At 72.0% G+C, this 18,239-nt stretch carries 14 protein-coding genes; 5 read left to right on the forward strand and 9 right to left on the reverse strand.

The features are described 5' to 3' along the window. Positions 1-35: 35 nt before the first annotated feature. The 3 genes from H489_RS25565 to H489_RS25575 all read right to left on the reverse strand — a co-directional run bounded on the left by H489_RS25565 (position 36) and on the right by H489_RS25575 (position 4,088). Positions 36-1,364 (reverse strand): hypothetical protein, encoded by a 1,329-nt coding sequence (locus tag H489_RS25565; protein ID WP_017886560.1) that lies wholly within the window; start codon positions 1,362-1,364, stop codon positions 36-38. Between the two features lie 227 nt (positions 1,365-1,591). Then, positions 1,592-3,019 (reverse strand): hypothetical protein, encoded by a 1,428-nt coding sequence (locus H489_RS25570; RefSeq protein ID WP_020381108.1) that lies wholly within the window; start codon positions 3,017-3,019, stop codon positions 1,592-1,594. 166 nt (positions 3,020-3,185) lie between these two features. After that, positions 3,186-4,088, reverse strand: a complete 903-nt coding sequence (locus tag H489_RS25575) for a LysR substrate-binding domain-containing protein (protein ID WP_017886561.1) — start codon at positions 4,086-4,088, stop codon at positions 3,186-3,188. Between the two features lie 105 nt (positions 4,089-4,193). Between H489_RS25575 and H489_RS25580 the strand changes: the two genes are divergently transcribed. Next, positions 4,194-7,670 (forward strand): proline dehydrogenase family protein, encoded by a 3,477-nt coding sequence (locus H489_RS25580; protein WP_017886562.1) that lies wholly within the window; start codon positions 4,194-4,196, stop codon positions 7,668-7,670. A 223-nt stretch (positions 7,671-7,893) separates the two neighbouring features. Beyond that, positions 7,894-8,334: a VOC family protein gene (locus H489_RS25585; RefSeq protein ID WP_017886563.1), complete on the forward strand. Its 441-nt coding sequence runs from the start codon at positions 7,894-7,896 to the stop codon at positions 8,332-8,334. Between the two features lie 5 nt (positions 8,335-8,339). Here H489_RS25585 and H489_RS25590 read toward each other — a convergent pair whose 3' ends face one another. Together H489_RS25590 and H489_RS25595 are read right to left on the reverse strand one after the other, a co-directional pair. Further along, complete coding sequence (locus H489_RS25590) at positions 8,340-8,783, reverse strand: acyl-CoA thioesterase (RefSeq protein WP_017886564.1); 444 nt, start codon at positions 8,781-8,783, stop codon at positions 8,340-8,342. After that, on the reverse strand, positions 8,780-9,388 hold the full coding sequence (locus H489_RS25595; protein ID WP_017886565.1) for a QsdR family transcriptional regulator: 609 nt from the start codon (positions 9,386-9,388) through the stop codon (positions 8,780-8,782). The genes H489_RS25590 and H489_RS25595 overlap by 4 nt, the downstream gene beginning before the upstream one ends. A gap of 47 nt (positions 9,389-9,435) precedes the next feature. Here H489_RS25595 and H489_RS25600 point away from each other — a divergent pair, with 47 nt between their 5' ends. Beyond that, positions 9,436-10,629 (forward strand): acyl-CoA dehydrogenase family protein, encoded by a 1,194-nt coding sequence (locus tag H489_RS25600; RefSeq protein WP_413813392.1) that lies wholly within the window; start codon positions 9,436-9,438, stop codon positions 10,627-10,629. Between the two features lie 84 nt (positions 10,630-10,713). Here the strand turns inward: H489_RS25600 and H489_RS25605 are convergent, their stop codons facing one another. Continuing rightward, complete coding sequence (locus H489_RS25605; RefSeq protein ID WP_017886567.1) at positions 10,714-12,153, reverse strand: phytoene desaturase family protein; 1,440 nt, start codon at positions 12,151-12,153, stop codon at positions 10,714-10,716. Continuing rightward, the gene (locus H489_RS25610; protein ID WP_017886568.1) at positions 12,150-13,046 is read right to left on the reverse strand and encodes a UbiA family prenyltransferase; all 897 of its coding nucleotides are present in this window, start codon (positions 13,044-13,046) and stop codon (positions 12,150-12,152) included. Before H489_RS25610 ends, H489_RS25605 begins: the two co-directional genes overlap by 4 nt. Positions 13,047-13,108: 62 nt before the next feature. On the opposite strand from H489_RS25610, the gene H489_RS25615 reads away from it, so the two are divergent. Next, positions 13,109-14,314, forward strand: a complete 1,206-nt coding sequence (locus H489_RS25615) for a glycosyltransferase (RefSeq protein WP_017886569.1) — start codon at positions 13,109-13,111, stop codon at positions 14,312-14,314. A gap of 61 nt (positions 14,315-14,375) precedes the next feature. On the opposite strand, the gene H489_RS25620 is transcribed toward H489_RS25615, so the two are convergent. After that, positions 14,376-16,409 (reverse strand): alpha/beta fold hydrolase, encoded by a 2,034-nt coding sequence (locus tag H489_RS25620; protein WP_017886570.1) that lies wholly within the window; start codon positions 16,407-16,409, stop codon positions 14,376-14,378. Continuing rightward, positions 16,406-17,302 carry a patatin-like phospholipase family protein gene (locus H489_RS25625; RefSeq protein WP_017886571.1) on the reverse strand — a complete coding sequence of 299 codons (897 nt, stop codon included), beginning with the start codon at positions 17,300-17,302 and terminating at the stop codon, positions 16,406-16,408. Before H489_RS25625 ends, H489_RS25620 begins: the two co-directional genes overlap by 4 nt. A gap of 113 nt (positions 17,303-17,415) precedes the next feature. Between H489_RS25625 and H489_RS25630 the strand changes: the two genes are divergently transcribed. Further along, positions 17,416-18,225: a GAF domain-containing protein gene (locus H489_RS25630; RefSeq protein ID WP_140447925.1), complete on the forward strand. Its 810-nt coding sequence runs from the start codon at positions 17,416-17,418 to the stop codon at positions 18,223-18,225. The last annotated feature ends 14 nt before the right edge of the window (positions 18,226-18,239 follow it).

Consider the following 18,239-nt stretch of genomic DNA (forward strand, 5'->3'; position numbering starts at 1 on the left):
GGCACCGGGCCTCCCGTCCGTTCGTCGGTCGCGTCTCAGGCGCGACGGCGCCGCAGACGGTGGACCAGCAGGCCGCCGCCGGCGGCGAGCAGGCCGAGCGCCCACGCCAACGGCGTGGTCTCGTCGGCGCCGGTGTAGGCGAGGGTGCCGGGGGTGCCGCTCGTGGTGGTCGCGACCGCGGCCGTGGCGACGGGACGGACGGCGACGACGAACGTGGTCGAGGCGCCGCCCTGGGTGATGGTGAGACGGTGGTCCGAGGCGTGCGGGAACGTCACCTTCGAGGCGTCGCCCCGGGGATCGGCGGCGATCTTGTCCGACGCGACCGAGCTCGTCACCGTCGCGCCGAACCCGGTGCTCACGGAAGCCGGCGCGGTCGGGTTGCCGAACCGGTCGACGGCGAGGCCGGACACCACCAGCGAGCCGCCCTGCTGGACGGGGATCGAAGTGACGGTGCCGAGGGGGTCGCCCCCGCCGGAGAACGCGCTGATGACGCCACCGGGTGCGACCGACCAGACCGCTGCGCCGGGTGTGCCGGTGTCGACGATCGCCCGGACCCCGACGGGTGCGGCCGGCAGGACGGTCAGGCGCACGTACTCCGTGGCGGTCGCGGTGCCGCGGAGGGCGACGACCTCGAAGTCGTACGTGCCAGCGGTGGTCACGGTGCTGGTGAGCACCCCGGTCTCGACGTTGACGGTCAGGTCGGACGAGGGTGCGTCCTGGATCGCGTACGCCAGCGAACCCGTGCCGCCCGTGGTGCGGAACGTGTGCGTGAACGTCGCGCCGGCGGTGGCGGTGAGGGCGAGCGGCTTCGCCTTCGTCGAGGGCTCGGTGAAGACGACCGGCGACGGCGAGACGGTCAGGCGGACGTACTCGGTCACCTGTGTCGAGCCGCTGAGCGCCACGACCTCGAAGTCGAATGTGCCGGCGGTCGTCGGCGTGCCGCTCAGCACGCCGGTCTCGACGTTCACCGTGTAGTCCGCCGACGGGGCGTCCTGGATGGCGTACCCGACGGTGCCGTTGCCGCCCGTGGTGGTGAACGTGTGACTGAACGGCGTGCCGACCGTCGCGGTGAGGGCGATCGGGGCGGCCTGGGTCGACGGCTCGGTGAACGCGAGGTCGCTGCCGTCACCCGGTGCTGCCGCCGGGGTGGCGCTGTCCGTGGCCTTCGCGGCGGGGCTGGCGGCGTGCGTCAGGCTGGCACCCGGTGTCGCGGTCGCCGTGGTGCTCGTCGGTGTCGTCGTCCGCGTCGGCGTCGCCGCCGTCGCGGGCGCGCTGACGCCGATGACCGAGCCGATGGCGGTCGCCGCGACGACGATGCCGATCGTCGCCGCGCGGCGGACGGGCGGCTTGGTGGACTGGTGCATGGTTCCCCCTCGGGAGTCTGGTGGTGAGCACGCGGTGCCCGCGCGCTCCTCTGTGCTGACGTTACGGTTCACGGACCCGTTCCGACCCCTGCCGGAGATCACGGTTTCGTCTCGGTACTACCGGCTCTCATCTGGGGTTTTTCACAGAAACGCGCGACGACGGGCCGGAGGTGCGGGGCGGTCTCGCCGCGCACCTCCGGTCCGTCAGGCGGTTGCCGTGACGTGCCTCAGCCGAGTCGGCGACGCAGGCGCCAGACGAGCAGGCCGGCGCCCGATGCCAGGAGACCGAGGGCCCACGCGAGCGGGCCGGACTCGTCGGCACCGGTGTACGCGAGGGTGCCCGACGCGGTCGGCGTGTGGGTGGTCGTGACCGTGGTCGTCGCCGTCGGCTGCACCTCGAAGCGGATGGTGCTCGTCACGTCTCCGGACGCGACGGTGATCGTGTGCGGCGACGCGTGCTCGAAGGTCACCCACGTGGCCACAGCCTCGGGGTCGTACTCGGTGCGGTCACTGGCCACGTCGCTCGTGAAGGTGAGGTCGGTGTGGTCGCCGACCGGCTGCCCGTCGGCGTCCACGGCCAGGGCGCGGATCTGCACCCGGTCACCCTGTCGGGCCGGGATCGCGTCGACCTGCTGCGGGTCGCCGTCCGCCGGGTAGTAGGTGATCACGTCGCCATCGACGCCCCACCGGTCGCCGGAGGTCCCGTCCGCGGGGAGCACCCCGATGGTGATGCCGGCGACGGCAGCGGGGGCCTCGGGGACGCGGACCGTGAACGAGGTCGAGACGCCGCCCTCGGACACCGTCAGTGTGCGGGTGCCCGGCTCCGAGAACGTCACCGTGTTCGCCGACCAGTTCGGGTCCCAGACCACGCCGTCGGACGCGGTGGTGCTCGTGACGGTCGAGCGCGGGTACTCGTCGCCCGGGGTGGTGCGGTTGCCCAGCGCGTCGACGGCCAGCCCCGCGAGGGTCATCGAGGAGCCGACCGTGGCGGGGACCTCCGACACCACGGTGTCACCGGTGCCACCCGGCGCGTACTCCCGGATCGTCCCGTCGGCGTCGACCTGCCAGCTGACGTCGGAGTCCGAGCTGTCGACGCCGAACGTGACACCCACCGGGGCGCCGGGCTCGATGTCGACCTGGACGTACTGCACGGCGGTCTGGTGCAGGTCGGTCGCGGTGACCTGGAACAGTGCGGGTCCGTCGAACGTGCTCTTCGGGGTGGCGCTCAGGACACCGGTCTGCTCGTTCCAGGACCAGCCGTTGACGTCGTTGGTCGGGTCGAAGTTCAACGGGTTGAACAGGTACTCCAACGGGCCGTCGCCGCCCTGGGCGGTGAAGGTGTGCGAGAACGGCTGGCCGGCGGTCACGGTGAGGACGATCGGCGCGTCCTTGCTCGACGGCTCCGCCCAGGTGACGGGTGTCGATGCCTCGGGGGCAGCCTGTTCTGCGGCGGCGGCGGGGGGCGTCGGCGCGGTGCCCGCGGCGGTCGTGCCCTGCGGAGCCGACGTCGCGGTGGTGCTCGGCGCAGCGGTCTCGTCGGTCGCTGCGGAGGCGGCGCTCGCCCCGATGCCGAACGCCGACGAAGCGGTGACGATCGCGATCGCCGCTCCGATCGCCGCGCTGCGGCGGAAGGTGTACTTGCAGGACTGGTTCACGGGATCCCCCTCGGATGCCTGGACGGGACGCCGGATCAGCGTCCTCTACTCAGGGAATGTCGCCCGCTGGCCAGTCCTGACGATCGCTCGATCACAGAATGATCACGACGGCAACGGAGCTCCGCAGCTGTCGTGCCGACCCGAGCCGCGCCTCCAGACCGCCGTGTCACGCTCCGACGACGGACGCGGCACGTTCGAGCGCGGCGCGGAGAGCACGCACCGCTGGCGACGACGCGCCAGCGGCGCGGACCACCGTGAAGATCGTCCGTCGCGGACCCTCCGGCAGCTCGAGCAGTCGACAGGTCGTCGTCCGGCCGGTCCACATCAGGTCCGGCATCAGGCTCACCGCGTTGCCGGACTCGACCAGGCGGATCTGCGTCTGCAGGTCGGCGGTCTCGTACCGGACGTCTGGCTCGAAACCCCAGCGCCGACAGACCTGCTCGGCGAAGTGCCGCGACGCGGTGCCGCGGGGCTCCATCACCCAGGGCATGGTGCGCGCGTCCTCGAGCGACGACACCGGGCGCAGTGCGGTGTCGAGCGGGGGCAGGGCGAGCCGCACCGCGTCGGTCGTCAGGTCCGATCGGTCGAGCCCGGGCAGGTGCGGTGCGGCATGTGCCGGGTACTGCTCGGCGATCACCATGTCGAAGTCACGAGCCCACGTCTCGTTCAGTGCGGTCTCCGGCTCCCGCTGCACCATCTCGACCCGGACGTCGGGGTGCTCCGTCGCCATCTCGTGCAGGGCGCTCGGCATCAGGGCCAGGGCCGCGGACTGGAACACGGCAACCCGCACCCGGCCCTGCACGGACGACAGGGTCTCCTCGACCTGGGACTGCGCGTGCTCGAGGACGTCGAGCACCTGGCCCGCCGCGGTGACCAGCACCTCGGCCTGCGGGGTGAGCTGCAGCCGTCGGCCGGCCTTGCGGAACAGCTGCACACCGGCCTCCCGCTCCAGGGCGCTGAGCTGCTGCGAGACCGCCGACGGGGTGAAGTTCACCGCCTCGGCGACGGCCGCGATCGTGCCACGGATGGACAGCTCACGGAGGAGCACGAGACGGCGGACGTCGAGCATGGTCCGACGCTAGCCGGAGCGCGACCGGAACGGTAGCGCAACTGAACGGTATCCATCAGGAACGCTCACTTCCGCTACCGCATCCCGGACCTCCACACTGAACCCATGACGACGCTGCACGAGGACTCCGCCATCGACCACGACGCCCTGGCGGACCAGTCCGTCGCGCTCGTCCGACAGTGGCTCGCCGAGGCCGAGTCGTACCCCGTCGACGGCTCCGCGAAGCAGCTCGCCGGGGTGCTCGCCGACCCCGCCGGCCTCGACTTCGCCGTCGGGTTCGTCGACGGCGTCGTGCGACCGGAAGACCTCGCCGTCGCCGCCCGCAAGCTCCGCCAGATCGCCCCGGACGCCCCCGGGTTCCTGCCCGCCGCGCTCCGCGGACTCGTCCGGCTCGGCGGCGGCATGGCCCCGGTCCTGCCGAACGTCGTCGTCCCCATCGCCCGCCGCGTCCTCCGGAACATGGTCGGCCACCTGATCGTCGACGCCACCGACTCCAAGCTCGGCCCGGCCATCGCCGGCATCAAGCGCGACGGCGTCCGCCTCAACGTCAACCTGCTCGGCGAGGCCGTGCTCGGCGAACGCGAAGCCGCCCGCCGGCTCGAGGGCACCCACAAGCTCCTGGCCCGCGACGACGTCGACTACGTCTCGATCAAGGTGTCGTCCACCGTGCACCCGCACTCCCCGTGGGCGTTCGACCACGCCGTCGACGACATCGTCGAGCAGCTCCGACCGCTCTTCCAGCGCGCCGCAGCCGCCAGCCCCGCCAAGTTCATCAACCTCGACATGGAGGAGTACAAGGACCTCGACCTCACCATCGCGGTCTTCACGAAGCTCCTCGACGAGCCCGAGTTCCTGGGCCTCGAAGCCGGCATCGTGCTGCAGGCGTACCTGCCCGACGCGCTCGCCGCGATGCAGGAGCTGCAGGAGTGGTCCGCCGCCCGCCGTGCCCGCGGCGGTGCCGGCATCAAGGTCCGGCTGGTGAAGGGCGCGAACCTGCCGATGGAGCAGGTCGAGGCCTCGGTGCACGGTTGGCCGCTCGCCACCTGGCACACCAAGCAGGACTCGGACACCAACTACAAGCGGGTGCTCGACTGGGCGCTCACCCCATCGCGCGTCGACAACGTCCGCGTCGGTGTCGCCGGGCACAACCTGTTCGACGTCGCCCACGCCTGGCTGCTCGCCGGTGAGCGCGGCGTGCGGGACGGCATCGAGTTCGAGATGCTGCTCGGCATGGCGCAGGGGCAGGCATCGGCCGTGAAGAACACGGTCGGTTCGCTCCTGCTCTACACGCCGGTCGTCCACCCGGGCGAGTTCGACGTGGCGATCGCCTACCTGATCCGTCGTCTCGAAGAGGGCGCGTCGCAGGACAACTTCATGTCCGCCGTCTTCTCGCTCGTGTCGTCGCCGCCGCTGTTCGCCCGCGAAGAAGAGCGCTTCCGCGCCTCCCTGGTGCCGCTCGCGACGCCCGAGGGACTCGAAGCGCCGGCATCACACCGGGTCGCCGACCGGTACGCCGCCGTCGGCCGCCCCGGCCCCGGCCACTTCGAGAACACCCCGGACAGCGACCCCTCGGTCGGCGCCGTCCGTGCCTGGGGCGACGCCATCACCGCACGGGTCGCCTCGTCGACGCTCGGCGTCCGTGCCGTCCAGGAGGCCCGGGTCGGCTCCGCCACGGCGCTCGACTCCGCGCTCGGTCGCGCCAAGGCCGCCGGTGCGGTCTGGGGGACCTGGTCCGGTGGTGCCCGTGGCGCCGTGCTGCACGCCGTCGGCGACGCACTCGAGGCGAACCGTGCCGCCCTCATCGAGGTCATGGCGTCGGAGACCGGCAAGACCATCGACCAGGCCGACCCCGAGGTGTCCGAGGCGATCGACTTCGCGCACTTCTACGGCACCCTGGCGTCCTCGCTCGACGACGTCGACGGTGCGACCTTCACGCCCGCAGCGCTGACCCTCGTCGCGCCGCCGTGGAACTTCCCCGTCGCGATCCCCGCCGGGTCCACCCTCGCCGCACTGGCCGCCGGGTCGGCCGTCGTCCTGAAGCCCGCGCCGCCCGCCGAACGCTCCGGCGCCGTGCTCGCCTCGATCATCGAGACCGCGCTCGACGCCCACGGGGCACCGGCCGACGTGCTCGCGTTCCTGCAGGTGTCCGAGGACGACCTCGGGCAGCAGCTCATCGCGTCGCCGATGGTCGACCAGGTCATCCTCACCGGTGCGTACGAGACGGCCGAGCTCTTCCGCTCGTTCCGGCCGGACCTGCCGCTGCTCGCCGAGACCTCGGGCAAGAACGCCGTGATCGTCACGCCGTCGTCCGACCTCGACCTCGCCGTGAAGGACGTCGTCGCGTCCGCGTTCGGGCACGCCGGTCAGAAGTGCTCGGCAGCGTCGCTCGTGGTCATGGTCGGCTCGGTCGCCAAGTCCAAGCGCTTCCGGAACCAGCTGCTCGACGCGGTGTCGTCGCTCACCGTCGGCTACCCGACCGACGCGGCGACCCAGATGGGCCCGGTCATCGAGCCGGCATCGGGCAAGCTGCTCGACGGCCTGACGACGCTCGGGGCGGGGGAGTCCTGGGCCGTCGAGCCGAAGCAGCTCGACGAGACCGGCAAGCTCTGGAGCCCGGGCGTCCGACAGGGCGTCCGCCGTGGCTCGGAGTTCCACCGCACCGAGTACTTCGGCCCGATCCTCGGCATGATGACCGCCGACTCCCTCGACGAGGCGATCGACATCGTGAACGAGGTCGACTACGGCCTGACCTCGGGACTGCACTCGCTCGACCCGGCCGAGATCGGCACGTGGTTGTCGCGGATCCAGGCGGGCAACCTCTACGTCAACCGTGGCATCACGGGCGCCATCGTCCGGCGGCAGCCGTTCGGCGGGTGGAAGAAGTCGGCAGTCGGTGCGGGCACGAAGGCCGGTGGGCTGAACTACCTGCTCGGGCTCGGGTCGTGGACGCCGGCACCGGCGGCCGGTGCGTCCGGTGTCGCCGTGTCGGGTCCGGTCTCGGCGTTCGCCCGGGCTGCCGAGGTCGCTTCGCCGATGCTCGACCGCGCGCTGGCGTCCGACGAGCAGGCCTGGTCGACGCTGTTCGGCACCGCGACGGACGTCTCGGCGCTCTCCGCCGAGCGGAACATCGCCCGGTACCTGCCGTTCCCGTCGGTGCAGGTGCGGCTGGCCGCGGTCGCCGACGCGGACGCTGACGCCTCGGTGATCGAGCTCGTCCGCGTCGTCGCAGCCGCACTCCGGGCTGGCACGACGATCGAGGTCTCCACGGCCGCGACGCTGCCGTCGTCCGTCGCCTCGGCGATCCGGTCGCTGCCGATCGTGCGCTCGCTGTCGCAGACGGTGTCCGACGGGGCCTTCGCGAGTTCGGTCGCCTCGGGTCCCTCGACCCGCGTGCGGCTCATCGGTGGGGACACCTCGGCGCTGTACTCCGCCGTCGGTGGTCGTCCGGACGTCGCGGTGCACGGCGGCCCGGTGACCGAGGCCGGGCGGCTCGAGATCCTGCCGTTCGTCCGCGAGCAGGCGGTGTCGATCACGGCGCACCGCTTCGGCACGCCGAACCACCTGACCGACGACCTGATCTGACCCCGGACCGCGGCGCTGGCGTTCGGGTCCAGCGCCGCTTGCACGACCGAAGTGCCCCCGAACCGCGCGATCGCGTGGTTCGGGGGCGCTCTGGTTGTGCGGCGTGCGGAACGTCGTGCGCGCGGCTGTCCGGTCGCCGCACGGCCTCGGGTGCTTCGGAGGCACCGAGGGTTGCCTCGGGTGCGCGTCGCAACCACGGCGCGCAACCCTGAGGAGCTCCACCATGACCGAGCCGTTCGCACGCCCGACCGCCCTGGCCCACGTCCGTGTCACCGTGACCGACATCCACCGCAGCAAGGCGTTCTACCAGCAGCTGCTCGGCACCGACCCGGCGATCGACTTCAGCGACCAGGTCGACGAGCCCGGCGTGCGCGAGGACCGTGAGCGCTTCTACGGCGGCTCCGTGTTCCGGCTCGGCGACCAGGTGTTCGGGCTCCGTCCGGTCGCCCCGGCGGGGCAGACGTTCGACCCTGACACCGTCGGCCTCGACCACGTGAGCTTCGTCGTGGGGTCGGTCGACGAGCTGCACCAGGCGGCTGCCCGCCTGGACGCCGCAGGGGTCGAGCACGGCGAGGTCACCGACCTCGGCGACGCCGGCATGGTGATCCTGTCCGTGCAGGACCCCGACGACATCAACCTCGAGCTGGCTGCGCTGAAGGGCTGAGGTCCTCAGTCGGCGACGGCGGGCTGCTGCGCGACCATCGAACCCGTGACGAGCTCTCGGAGTTCGGCGGGCAGCGGGATCGGACGACGAGCACCTTCACGGTCGATGATGACGTGCACGAACTCACCGGTGGCGAGCAGCGCCCCGTCGGACTGCCGGAACAGGCCGAACTCCCACGACAGGCTCGTGGTGCCGAGGTGCTTCGAGCGCATCCCGACCTCGATGACGTCCGGCCAGACGGCGGACTCGACGAACCGGCAGCTCGACGACACCAGCACGGCGATCCACTCCGACGAGAACGGGTCGAGCCCGGCGAACTCGCGGAACCAGTACGTCGACGCGTTGTCCATCGCCGAGTAGTAGATCGTGTTGTTGACGTGCCCGAACATGTCGTTGTCGTTCCACCTGGTGGGGTAGGAGCGGCGGAACGGGTATTCGTCGATGGTCATCGGTCTCCGATCGGTGGTGCGGGTGTGGCGTGCACCGCGTCGGGCCGCAGGACGTACTCGAACGCCGCACGTGCCCGGTCGGGATCAGGGGTCTCACCGGAGATGAACTCGGCGTAGGTGAACGACTCGGAGATCCGGACGAGCAGCCGTGCGAGCTCCTCAGCCGACAACGGTGCCGGATCGAACGTACCGGACGACTCCTGCTGCTCGATGAGTGCGGTGACCCGGGCGACGAACCGGCTCTGCACGTCGCTCTCCGAGGTGGTCAGCAGACGCATCGCCCGAGCCGGTTCGCGGGTCAGGAACGCACGGAAGTACGGGGCGTCGATCAGGTCCGCGGTGAACCGGTCGAGCACGACGACGAGCCGGGCTGCCCCGGTCGCTCCGATCTCGTCGGCGGCGTGGGTTGCCCCGTCGAGCGTCGGGACGGCGAGGGACCACAAGATCTCGGACAGCAACCGGTCACGGTTGCCGACCCAGCGGAACAGTGACGTGCGATCGACGCCGAGTGCGGCAGCCAACGCCCCCATGTCGATCCGCGACCCGGCGATGAAGGTGTGACGGGCCTCCCGGAAGGCGCGCAGCGCAGAGTCTGATGTGTACACGCGATCCTCTCTTGCAACGTTTTCGAGAATGATGCATCGTGGTTCCCATGTCAACGACCATGCCCGCCACGGCCCTGCTCGAATCGGACTTCTACGGCTTCCAGCAGCAGCTCACCGAGCAGGAGCGTGCGTCGCTCGGGCAGCTCCGGCAGTACCTCGAGCGGGAGGTCCGGCCGATCGCCGACGAGTACTGGGCGCGTGCCGAGTTCCCGATGCAGGTCATCGCGCCGCTCGCCGAGCTCGGCATGTACGGGCCGGGCGTGCCGATGGTGCGCCAGTTCGAGAACTCGGCCGTCTACCGCGGGTGGACAGCGCTCGAGCTCGGCCGGGTCGACGCCAGCGTCGCCACCTTCATCGGTGTGCAGTCCGGCCTGGCGATGAACTCCATCGCGGTCGCCGGCAGCGACGAGCAGCAGCGGGAGTGGCTGCCACGGATGGCCGCCGGCGAGCTCATCGGGGCCTTCGGACTCACCGAGCCGTACTCCGGCAGCGACTCCGCCAAAGGCCTGCGCACCACCGCACGGCGCGAGGGCGACGAGTGGGTGCTCGACGGCGAGAAGCGCTGGATCGGCAACGCCACCTTCGCCGACGTCGTCGTGATCTGGGCGAAGGACGTCGCCGACGGCCAGGTCAAGGGCTTCCTCGTCACCACCGACACCGCGGGCTTCACCGCGACGAAGATCGAGGACAAGATCGCGCTGCGCGGCGTGCAGAACGCCGACATCGTCATTCGGGACGTCCGTGTCCCCGAGTCGCGTCGGCTGCAGAACGCCACGTCGTTCCGCTCGACCGCCGAGGTGCTCCGGCTGACCCGCACCGAGGTCGCCTGGCAGGCGGTCGGCATCGCGATCGGCGCGTACGAGGCCGCCCTGGCCTACGCCCGCGAGCGGGTCCAGTTCGGCAAGCCGATCGCCGCGCACCAGCTCGTGCAGGACCTGCTCGTCAAGTCGCTGTCGAACATCACGGCCTCGATCGCACTCTGCACGCAGGCCTCGGCCATGCAGGACGCCGGGGTCGGTGGCGACGAGCACTCCGCGATGGCCAAGGCGTTCGCCACTTCGAAGATGCGCGAGACCGTCGCCTGGTGCCGCGAGGTGCAGGGCGGCAACGGCATCGTGCTCGACAAGGGCGTCGCTCGGTTCTTCTCCGATGCCGAGGCGATCTACTCGTACGAGGGCACGCGCGAGGTGAACACCCTGATCGTCGGCCGGGCGATCACCGGGCAGGCCGCGTTCGTGTAACTGCCCGGCTGGTGTGGAGCGGTTCGCTGGTTCGCCGGTTCGCTGGTTCGCCGGTTCGCCGGTTCGCTGGTTCGCCCGTTCGTGTCAGGCCGGTGTCGACTTGAGCAGGCGGTTCACCGCGATCATCGCGCCACCCACCACCGCCGGGACGCCGCCGCCGGGGTGGACCGACGCACCGACCCGCCACAGCCAGGGCCGCCAGGGGTCGTTGTACGAGGGACGGTGGAACGGCCCGCTCAGCCACGGCGGACGTGCCGCTCCGTAGAGCGCCCCGTGTGGTTCGCCGCCCTCGCCGTAGTACTGCGGATCGAGCACGACCTGCTCGTCGAGCAGGTCGGTGAGGGGCCCGTCGAGTCCCATCGCGCGGGAGACACGGTCGACCTCGCGCCGCACGAAGGGGTGCTCCGCCGTGTAGTGACCGCCGTCGGCGGGCGCGGTGAGCAGGATCCCTGCGGTGCTGCGCCCGTTCGGGTACACCTCGCCCGCGCGGTACTGGTTGACGAACACCATGGTGTCCGCCGGCTCGTCGCCGGCCTCCAGGCTGCGGTGCAGTGCCGCCGGCTTCGTCGGGAGCACCACGCTGTGCGCCGCGAGGTCCGCCGGCAACTCCTGGCGGAGGACGCCGTACACCGCGACGGCCGAGCAGGAGAGGGTGCGCGGACGCAGACGGGGGAGCGGTGGGATCCGCGACGGGCCCGTCAGTGTGGTGAGCCGGTCGGCGTCCACGGCGCTGACGACGAGGTCGGCCGGGTACCGCCCGACCTCGGTGGTGACCCACCCGCGCTCGATGCGGGTGACGGCCTCCCCGGTGCGCACCTCGGCTCCGGCGGCCTCGGCCAGCCGGGCCAGCGCGAGCACGATCTCGTAGATCCCGCCGCGCGGCACCCAGGCACCGGTCTCCGCCATGATCGCCGGCATGCTCGCGTACAGGGCCGGGGTGCGTGCCGGCGAGACGCCCGCGTTGAGGGTGTGGATCGCGATGATCTCGCGCAGCCCGTCCGGCAGCCACGGCAAGCCGTCCAGGTAGGCGCGCGTCGTGAGTCGCGAACCGTAGACGGCCAGGAGCCGACGGAGCGCCGGGAGGGCCGCGCGGTCGAGGGGGTCGGCGAGCAGCAGTTCGGTCACGTCGTCGGCGAGGGGTGAGTGCAGGTCCGAGAACCGGCGCCAGGCGGGGTACCACGGGTGGTCGGGCGCCACCGGCAGCGAGGTCTCCTCGCCGTCGTGGTAGTAGCGACCGACCTCGGGCATCCGCACCAGGTCGAGGTGACCGGCATCGCGAGTGCGCTCGGGTGCGCCCGCGTCCGCGCCGTCGCCGAGTCGCCGCAGCAACTCGTCCCACACGGCGGGGAACGTCATCAACGACGGGCCGGTGTCGATCCGGTCCGCACCCAGGTGGATGCGCCGGCTCTTGCCGCCGAGCTCTGCGGAGGATTCGAGCAGGGTGACCCGATGGCCAGCACGTGCGAGCAGCGCGGCGGCGGTCAGGCCGCCGATCCCGCCCCCGACCACGACGATGCGGCTCACGAGCGGCCTCCCAACACGATCGACACCATGAGGAGCACCCCGACGAACGACCCCGCGATGTACGGGAAGGCGACCGACAGACGGTACAGGCGGTGACCGGTCTCCGGCGTCGGATCACGAAGCAGGGACACCACCAGGATGCCGGCGATGAGCAGGTTGACTGCGGCCACGGGCACGCTCACCACGGCGAAGAGTGCCGTCGAGGCGATCCACCAGGACCCGCTCCACCATGCCGTCCCGCGCGCGCCGAGCCGGACCGCGGTGGTGGTGATGCCCGCACGGCGGTCCTCCTCGATGTCCTGCACCGCGTCGAAGGCGTGCTTGGCCACGCTCCACGCCATCAGGCCGAGGGCAGCCGGCCACACCGGGGTGACCGAGAGCGCCGCGGGGACGATGACCAGCGGCAGCGCGTACGCGGCGTTGCTCAGCGAGTCGAGGAACGGCCGCGCCTTGAACCGCAGCGGCGGTGCGGAGTAGAAGACGAAGACACCCGCGTAGAGCAGGATCACCGCGTTCGCGAGCGGCGGCAGTGCGATGGAGAAGTAGACGAGGAACGGGACGTTCACGACCGCGACGGCCCAGGCGATCAGCCGCACCTCGGACTGTCGGATCCTGGCACCCTCGATCGACCCCTTGCGGGGGTTGGCCGCGTCGGTGTCCTGGTCGTAGATGTCGTTGACGCCGTAGATGAGCAGGTTGAACGGCAGGGTGAGCCACAGGATGAGCGGCAACGCCCGCACGTCGAACAGCGCGCCGGTGAGCCACACGGCAACGAGCCCGGAGCCGATGGTGTTGATCCACAGCACCGGTCGCGAGATGAGCAGGAGCCGGCGCACGGCCGGTCCGATCCCGGACAGCGCGGTTCGCGGGATCCGCTCGAGTCCGTCAGTCACGGGCCCGAGCGTACCCGGCCGACGGTGACGCCGGGCGCCGGCTTCCCCGCCACACTGGTCGGATGCGCATGATGCTGCTCACCGCCGGCACCCGCGGCGACGTCGAGCCCTTCGCCGCACTGGCACGACGTGCCCTGTCCCGCGGACACCAGGTGCGGCTGGCGCTGCCGGACGACGCGGTCGCGCCTGACGGTGTCGACACCGTGCGCCTCGGCCTGGACGCGCACCGGGTGCTGTTCCCTGTCCGGCGCACCCCTCGAGTGCTCGCGCACCACCTGCGCACCGAGGTGCGTCCTGCGATGCGCCGGATGCTCGCGGCCGCGGTGCGGGAGAGCGTCGACTTCGGCCCCGGCGTGGTGGTGCACCACCCGCTGATCCTGAGCGCTCCGATGGTGGCGGACGCGCTCGGCGTCCCCCGCGTGCTGGTGGAGTTCGCACCCGTGGCGACCCCGAGCGAGCGCTTCCCCGCCGCCGGAGGCCCGACGGCGACCCGAGACCTCGGCCCGCGCAACCGGTCCACCTACGCCGTCCCCCGCGCCGTCGCCCGTCTCTTCGACGCCGACGTGGTGCGCGCCGCCGCCGAGTTGCCGGGCGGCCGTCGTCCCGCGCGGCGGTCGCCGTCGCGTGCGACGCTCATGGCTGTGAGTCCCGCGTTGCTCCCGCGGCCCGACGACTGGCCCGAGCGGGTGCACCAGACGGGGGCCTGGTACGAGGCGACACCGTCGGCGTCACTCGACCCCGAGGTCGGCGACTTCCTGCGGGCCGGTCGCTTCATCGTCGCCTCGTTCGGGTCCATGGCGACGGGGACGGCGCGGGACGCAGCGGCTCGAGGGTCTGCGATCGTCACGGCTGCCCGTTCCCACGGCCTCCGGGTGCTGCTCGTCACCGGGGCGGGCGGCCTCGCGCTGCCGGCTGCGCTCCGTGGCCCCGACGTGCTGGCGGTGGGGTCGACGCCGTTCGACGCGGTGCTGCCGGGCGCGACGCTCGCCCTGCACCACGGCGGGGCTGGTACCGCGCACGCCGTTGCCCGCGCCGGCGTGCCCGCGGTCGTCGTGCCCGTCACCGCGGACCAGCCGTTCTGGGCCGCGCAGCTGCACCGACAGGGCGTGGCCGCCGCTCCGGTTCCGCTGCGTCGCGTGTCGGCGGGCACGCTCGAACCCGCGATGCGCGATGCCCTGACCCGCCGCGACCGTGCCGCCGACGTGGGTCGACGGATGCGGGCAGAGCACGGGGTCGAGCGGGCGCTCGACGTGCTCGAAGCCCTCTGAGCCGTGGTCGCGGCGCGGGCAGGGATCGTCGGCGGCTGCTCCTTCGGTCCGGACGTGTCGCTCAGCCGAGCAGCTCGGGTCGCTCCCACTCCTGGTCGAGCACGTGCTGCCCGAGGAACGCGAACACCGTCTCGTACCAGACCACGGCGTGCTGCGGGGAGAGCACCCAGTGGTTCTCGTCCGGGAAGTACAGGAACCGGTGCGGCATCGAGCCGTCCGGCGCCGCGTGGTGCTCCGCGAGCTCGGACCACAGCCGCAGCCCCTCGCCGATCGGCACCCGGTAGTCCTTGTCGCCGTGGATGACGAGCATCGGTGACGTGATGTCGCCCACGAACCGGTGCGGGTCGTTCGCCGCGATCCCGTCGGCGTCGAAGATCGACGACCAGTACTGCGACGAGTCCGTCGTGCCGTTGAACTGGTCGAGCGCCCACAGGCTGGCGTGGGTGACGATCGCCCGGAACCGGTCGGTGTGCCCGGCGACCCAGTTCGCCATGTACCCGCCGAACGACCCGCCCATCGCCGCGGTGCGGGAGGCGTCGATGTCGGCTCGGGCCTCGACCACGTCGGTGATCGCCATCAGGTCGGTGTACGGCGCCTGCCCCCAGGCGTTCCAGCCGCGGTTCACGAAGTCGAGCCCGTAACCGGTGGACAGCGCGGGGTCCGGCAGCAGCACGGCGTACCCGCGTGCCGCGAGCAGCATCGGGTTCCACCGCCACGACCACTGGTTCCAGGAGTTGAGCGGCCCACCGTGGATCCACAGGACGAGCGGGTGCGGCCCGTCGCCTTCGGGTACGACCAGCCAGCCGCGCACACGGGCACCGTCGGCAGCGGTCGTCTCGACCTCTTCCAGGTGGGCGGGCACGTCCGGCAGGGGCGCCGGCGTCGCCAGCGCGGTCACCGTACCGTCCGTCGCGATCCGCACGGGGTGCAGCGGCGCCGCCCAGGAAGCCCGGAGCGCCACGACCACGCCCGTCGCCTCCGCCACGCGCAGGCTCGAGTACGCCCAGTCGTCGTGCGTCAGCTGCTCGACGGCGCCGCCGTCGAGCGGGATGCGGAAGACCGGCGCGCGGCCGTCCTGGTCGGCGACCGCCAGGAGCGCCCCGTCGCCGTGCTCGAACACGAGCTCGCTTGGCCAACGGTCCCAGTCGGCCGCGATGCGGCGGGCGTCGGAGCCGTCGATGCCGGCCGTCCAGACCTCCTGCTGGTTCGCACCGGCCGGGGTGGAGCGGACGGTGCGGACCCAGGCGATCGTCCGACCGTCGTGGCTGAGCGCCGGCATCTCGTGGTCGACGTCGACGTCGTCGAACAGCACCGTGCGGTGGCCGCTGGACAGGTCGATGGTGACGAGCGTCGAGCGGTGTCCACGGGCCTCCCGGACGCCCACGGCTGCCAGCAGGACCGATCCGTCGGGGGTGAGCGCTCCGCTGACGTGGTCGAGGGAGCGGCCGGGGGACGGCGTGCGGTCCACGGGCTGAGCGACTTCGTCCGCGCCGCCGGCCGTGTCGAGCGTCAGGACATGGGTCTGGGCCGGACCAAGGTCGTGGTCCCAGTACCGCACCGGGTAGGTCTCGTGCAGGATCGCGCGGACGTGCTTGTCCTTGCGGGTCTTCCGGAGCCCGGCGTCGGCCTCGAGCACCGTCGACGGGTCGGAACCGGCCCCCGGCAGCAGGTCGGCGGTCAGCGCGACGACGTCCGACGACGACGCGGTGGCCAGGACGCCACCGACACCCCCGGCGAGACGGGTGAGCGGGCGGGCCTCGCCACCCGCGGCGGGCAGCACCCAGAGCTGCGCCGCCTCGAGGTCGCTGGCGTCCGCGTCTGGCCGGGCGGAGACGAAGAGCAGGTCGCCGGTGCGGGTGAAGGCGATGCCGCCCTCGCCCTTGGCGGAACGGGTGAGGCGGACCGGGCGCGCAGCGGACCGGCTGTCGTCGGTCGACGACGTGGGCACCTGCCAGATGGACCGGCGGGAACCGGTGCCGTCCGGATCGAGTGCACTGACCGTCAGGGCGACGCGAGTGCCGTCCGGACTGACGTCGATGCCGTCGACGCGGGGGAGCGCGATGTACTGGTCGAGGTCAGAAAACGGGGCGCTCATGCGTGCACGCTCGCCAGGTCCTCGGCCCAGAAGGCGGCGATCTGCTCGGCGACCGCGGTGCCCTGGGCGTGGCCGGCCTCGGCCGACGGCGCCTGGGTGGCGAGCGAGAGCGAGTTCGTGCCGAAGGCCTGCTGGGACGCACTGTCGGCCACGACGACCTCGACCGACGAGCCACCGGCGCGCAGGGCCTCGACCGCGACGTCGAGCCAGGGTCCGCACGGAGACGGCCCTTCCGGTCCGCAGGCGATGACGAGGACCCGCTCGTACCCGGCGGCGGCGTCGGCGTTGGTACCGGAGCGGACACCGCCGTCGACGTAGGGGCGGCCGTCGATGCTGACGGGGGTCCACACGAAGGGCACCGAGCAGCTGGCGGCGACCGCGCGGGGGAGCGGGACGCCGTCCGCTGCGGTCAGCAGGCGGAAGGTGCCGTCGGTGGCGTCGACCGCGGTGACGGCGAGGGGCTTCTCCGGCCACTCGGTGGACGGGAGCGTCTCGCCGAAGGTCACGATGCGCTCGTCGTCGGTCTGCCCGCCGACGACCTGCTGGGCGGCCTGGCCGAGTCGAGCGCGGGCGTCCTGTTCGTCGGTCGCGCCCTGCAGTGCTGCGCCGATGTGCTGCTGCACGGCTTCGACGTCGATCGGTGCCGGCTCTTCGTAGGTCGTGGGGGCCGGGCTGTGCTGCTGGTCGTGGGCCTGCTGGACGGCACCGTTCCGGACGAAGGCGCCGACGACGCTGCCGGCGCTCGTGCCGACGACCAGGTCGGCGGCGTCGAGGTCGACGCCGGCTTCCTGCAGGGCGACGAGGACGCCGACTTCCCAGGCGATGCCGGCGACACCTCCGCCACCGAGGACGAGGGCTCTGGATCCGGGAACGGGCGTGCTGACGTCGGTCATGGGTCCTGCTTACCAGCTGCGTGCGACGGGCTGGTGGAGGCCGTCGGATCCTGTGGAGAACCGACCTGTGGACAACTCCGACCGAGTCGGTGGCGTGACCTAGCGTCGTGGTCATGGGGCATCAGCGTTCAGGACGGGTCGGCACGGTCGTGTGGCCGATCGTGGTGGCTGCTGCGCCCACCGCCGCGTTCCAGCTGCCCAACCTGTTCGTCGCCCCGGCGGTCCGACTCTCGCTCGTCGCGTTCGGGCTCGTCGTGCTCGTCGCCGCGGTGACGGTGCAGGTGGTCCGGACCCGGCGCAGCGACGCCGCGCGCTCGGTGGCCGAGGACAACGCCACCGCGGCGGAGCTCGAGCAGTCGACGGCCGTCCGGTACGCGTTCGGTCAGATCGCCACCCGGCTCGTCCGGTTCACCGAACTGCGCCGGTCCGAGCGCCACGGCGAACTCTCCGTCGTCGCCGACCGCGTCGCCGTGGCCCTGGCGTTCTACCTGCTGCCGAAGGTGCCCGACGTCCGCGCCAACGTCTACCAGCTGTCCACCGATCTGCGGGCGCTCGAGCCGATCGGTCACGCCGGCGCCGGCGACACCGCCGGTGTCTTCCGCGCGGGCACGCCCTACGGCGACCGCAACCTCGAGTGGGTGTTGGTCGGGGGATCACCCCGGATCGTCGGCGACCGCTCCGCCGACGTCGACGTCGACCAGGACGTGCCGGGCTTCGAACCGCGGTACTCCTCGTACGTGTCGGTGGTGATCCGGTCCGACCAGTACTCGTTCGGCATGCTCACCGTCGACTCCCCGGTCCCCGACGCCTTCACCGAACTCGACGCCAAGAACATCGCGATGATGGCGTCGTTCATGGCCGTCGCGTTCTCGCTGACCTACTCGTTCCCCGAGCGCGACCGCAATCCAAGGAAAGGCCCGTGATGCTCACACGCTCT

It is taken from the genome of Curtobacterium flaccumfaciens UCD-AKU, assembly GCF_000349565.1.
Lineage (GTDB): Bacteria > Actinomycetota > Actinomycetes > Actinomycetales > Microbacteriaceae > Curtobacterium > Curtobacterium poinsettiae.

Coding starts and splice junctions, on each gene's coding strand:
- H489_RS25565 (WP_017886560.1), bottom strand. CDS start 1,364: ATGCACCAGTCCACCAAGCCGCCCGTCCGCCGCGCGGCGACGATCGGC.
- H489_RS25585 (WP_017886563.1), top strand. CDS start 7,894: ATGACCGAGCCGTTCGCACGCCCGACCGCCCTGGCCCACGTCCGTGTC.
- H489_RS25600 (WP_413813392.1), top strand. CDS start 9,436: ATGTCAACGACCATGCCCGCCACGGCCCTGCTCGAATCGGACTTCTAC.
- H489_RS25580 (WP_017886562.1), top strand. CDS start 4,194: ATGACGACGCTGCACGAGGACTCCGCCATCGACCACGACGCCCTGGCG.
- H489_RS25590 (WP_017886564.1), bottom strand. CDS start 8,783: ATGACCATCGACGAATACCCGTTCCGCCGCTCCTACCCCACCAGGTGG.
- H489_RS25615 (WP_017886569.1), top strand. CDS start 13,109: ATGCGCATGATGCTGCTCACCGCCGGCACCCGCGGCGACGTCGAGCCC.
- H489_RS25625 (WP_017886571.1), bottom strand. CDS start 17,302: ATGACCGACGTCAGCACGCCCGTTCCCGGATCCAGAGCCCTCGTCCTC.
- H489_RS25575 (WP_017886561.1), bottom strand. CDS start 4,088: ATGCTCGACGTCCGCCGTCTCGTGCTCCTCCGTGAGCTGTCCATCCGT.
- H489_RS25620 (WP_017886570.1), bottom strand. CDS start 16,409: ATGAGCGCCCCGTTTTCTGACCTCGACCAGTACATCGCGCTCCCCCGC.
- H489_RS25630 (WP_140447925.1), top strand. CDS start 17,416: ATGGGGCATCAGCGTTCAGGACGGGTCGGCACGGTCGTGTGGCCGATC.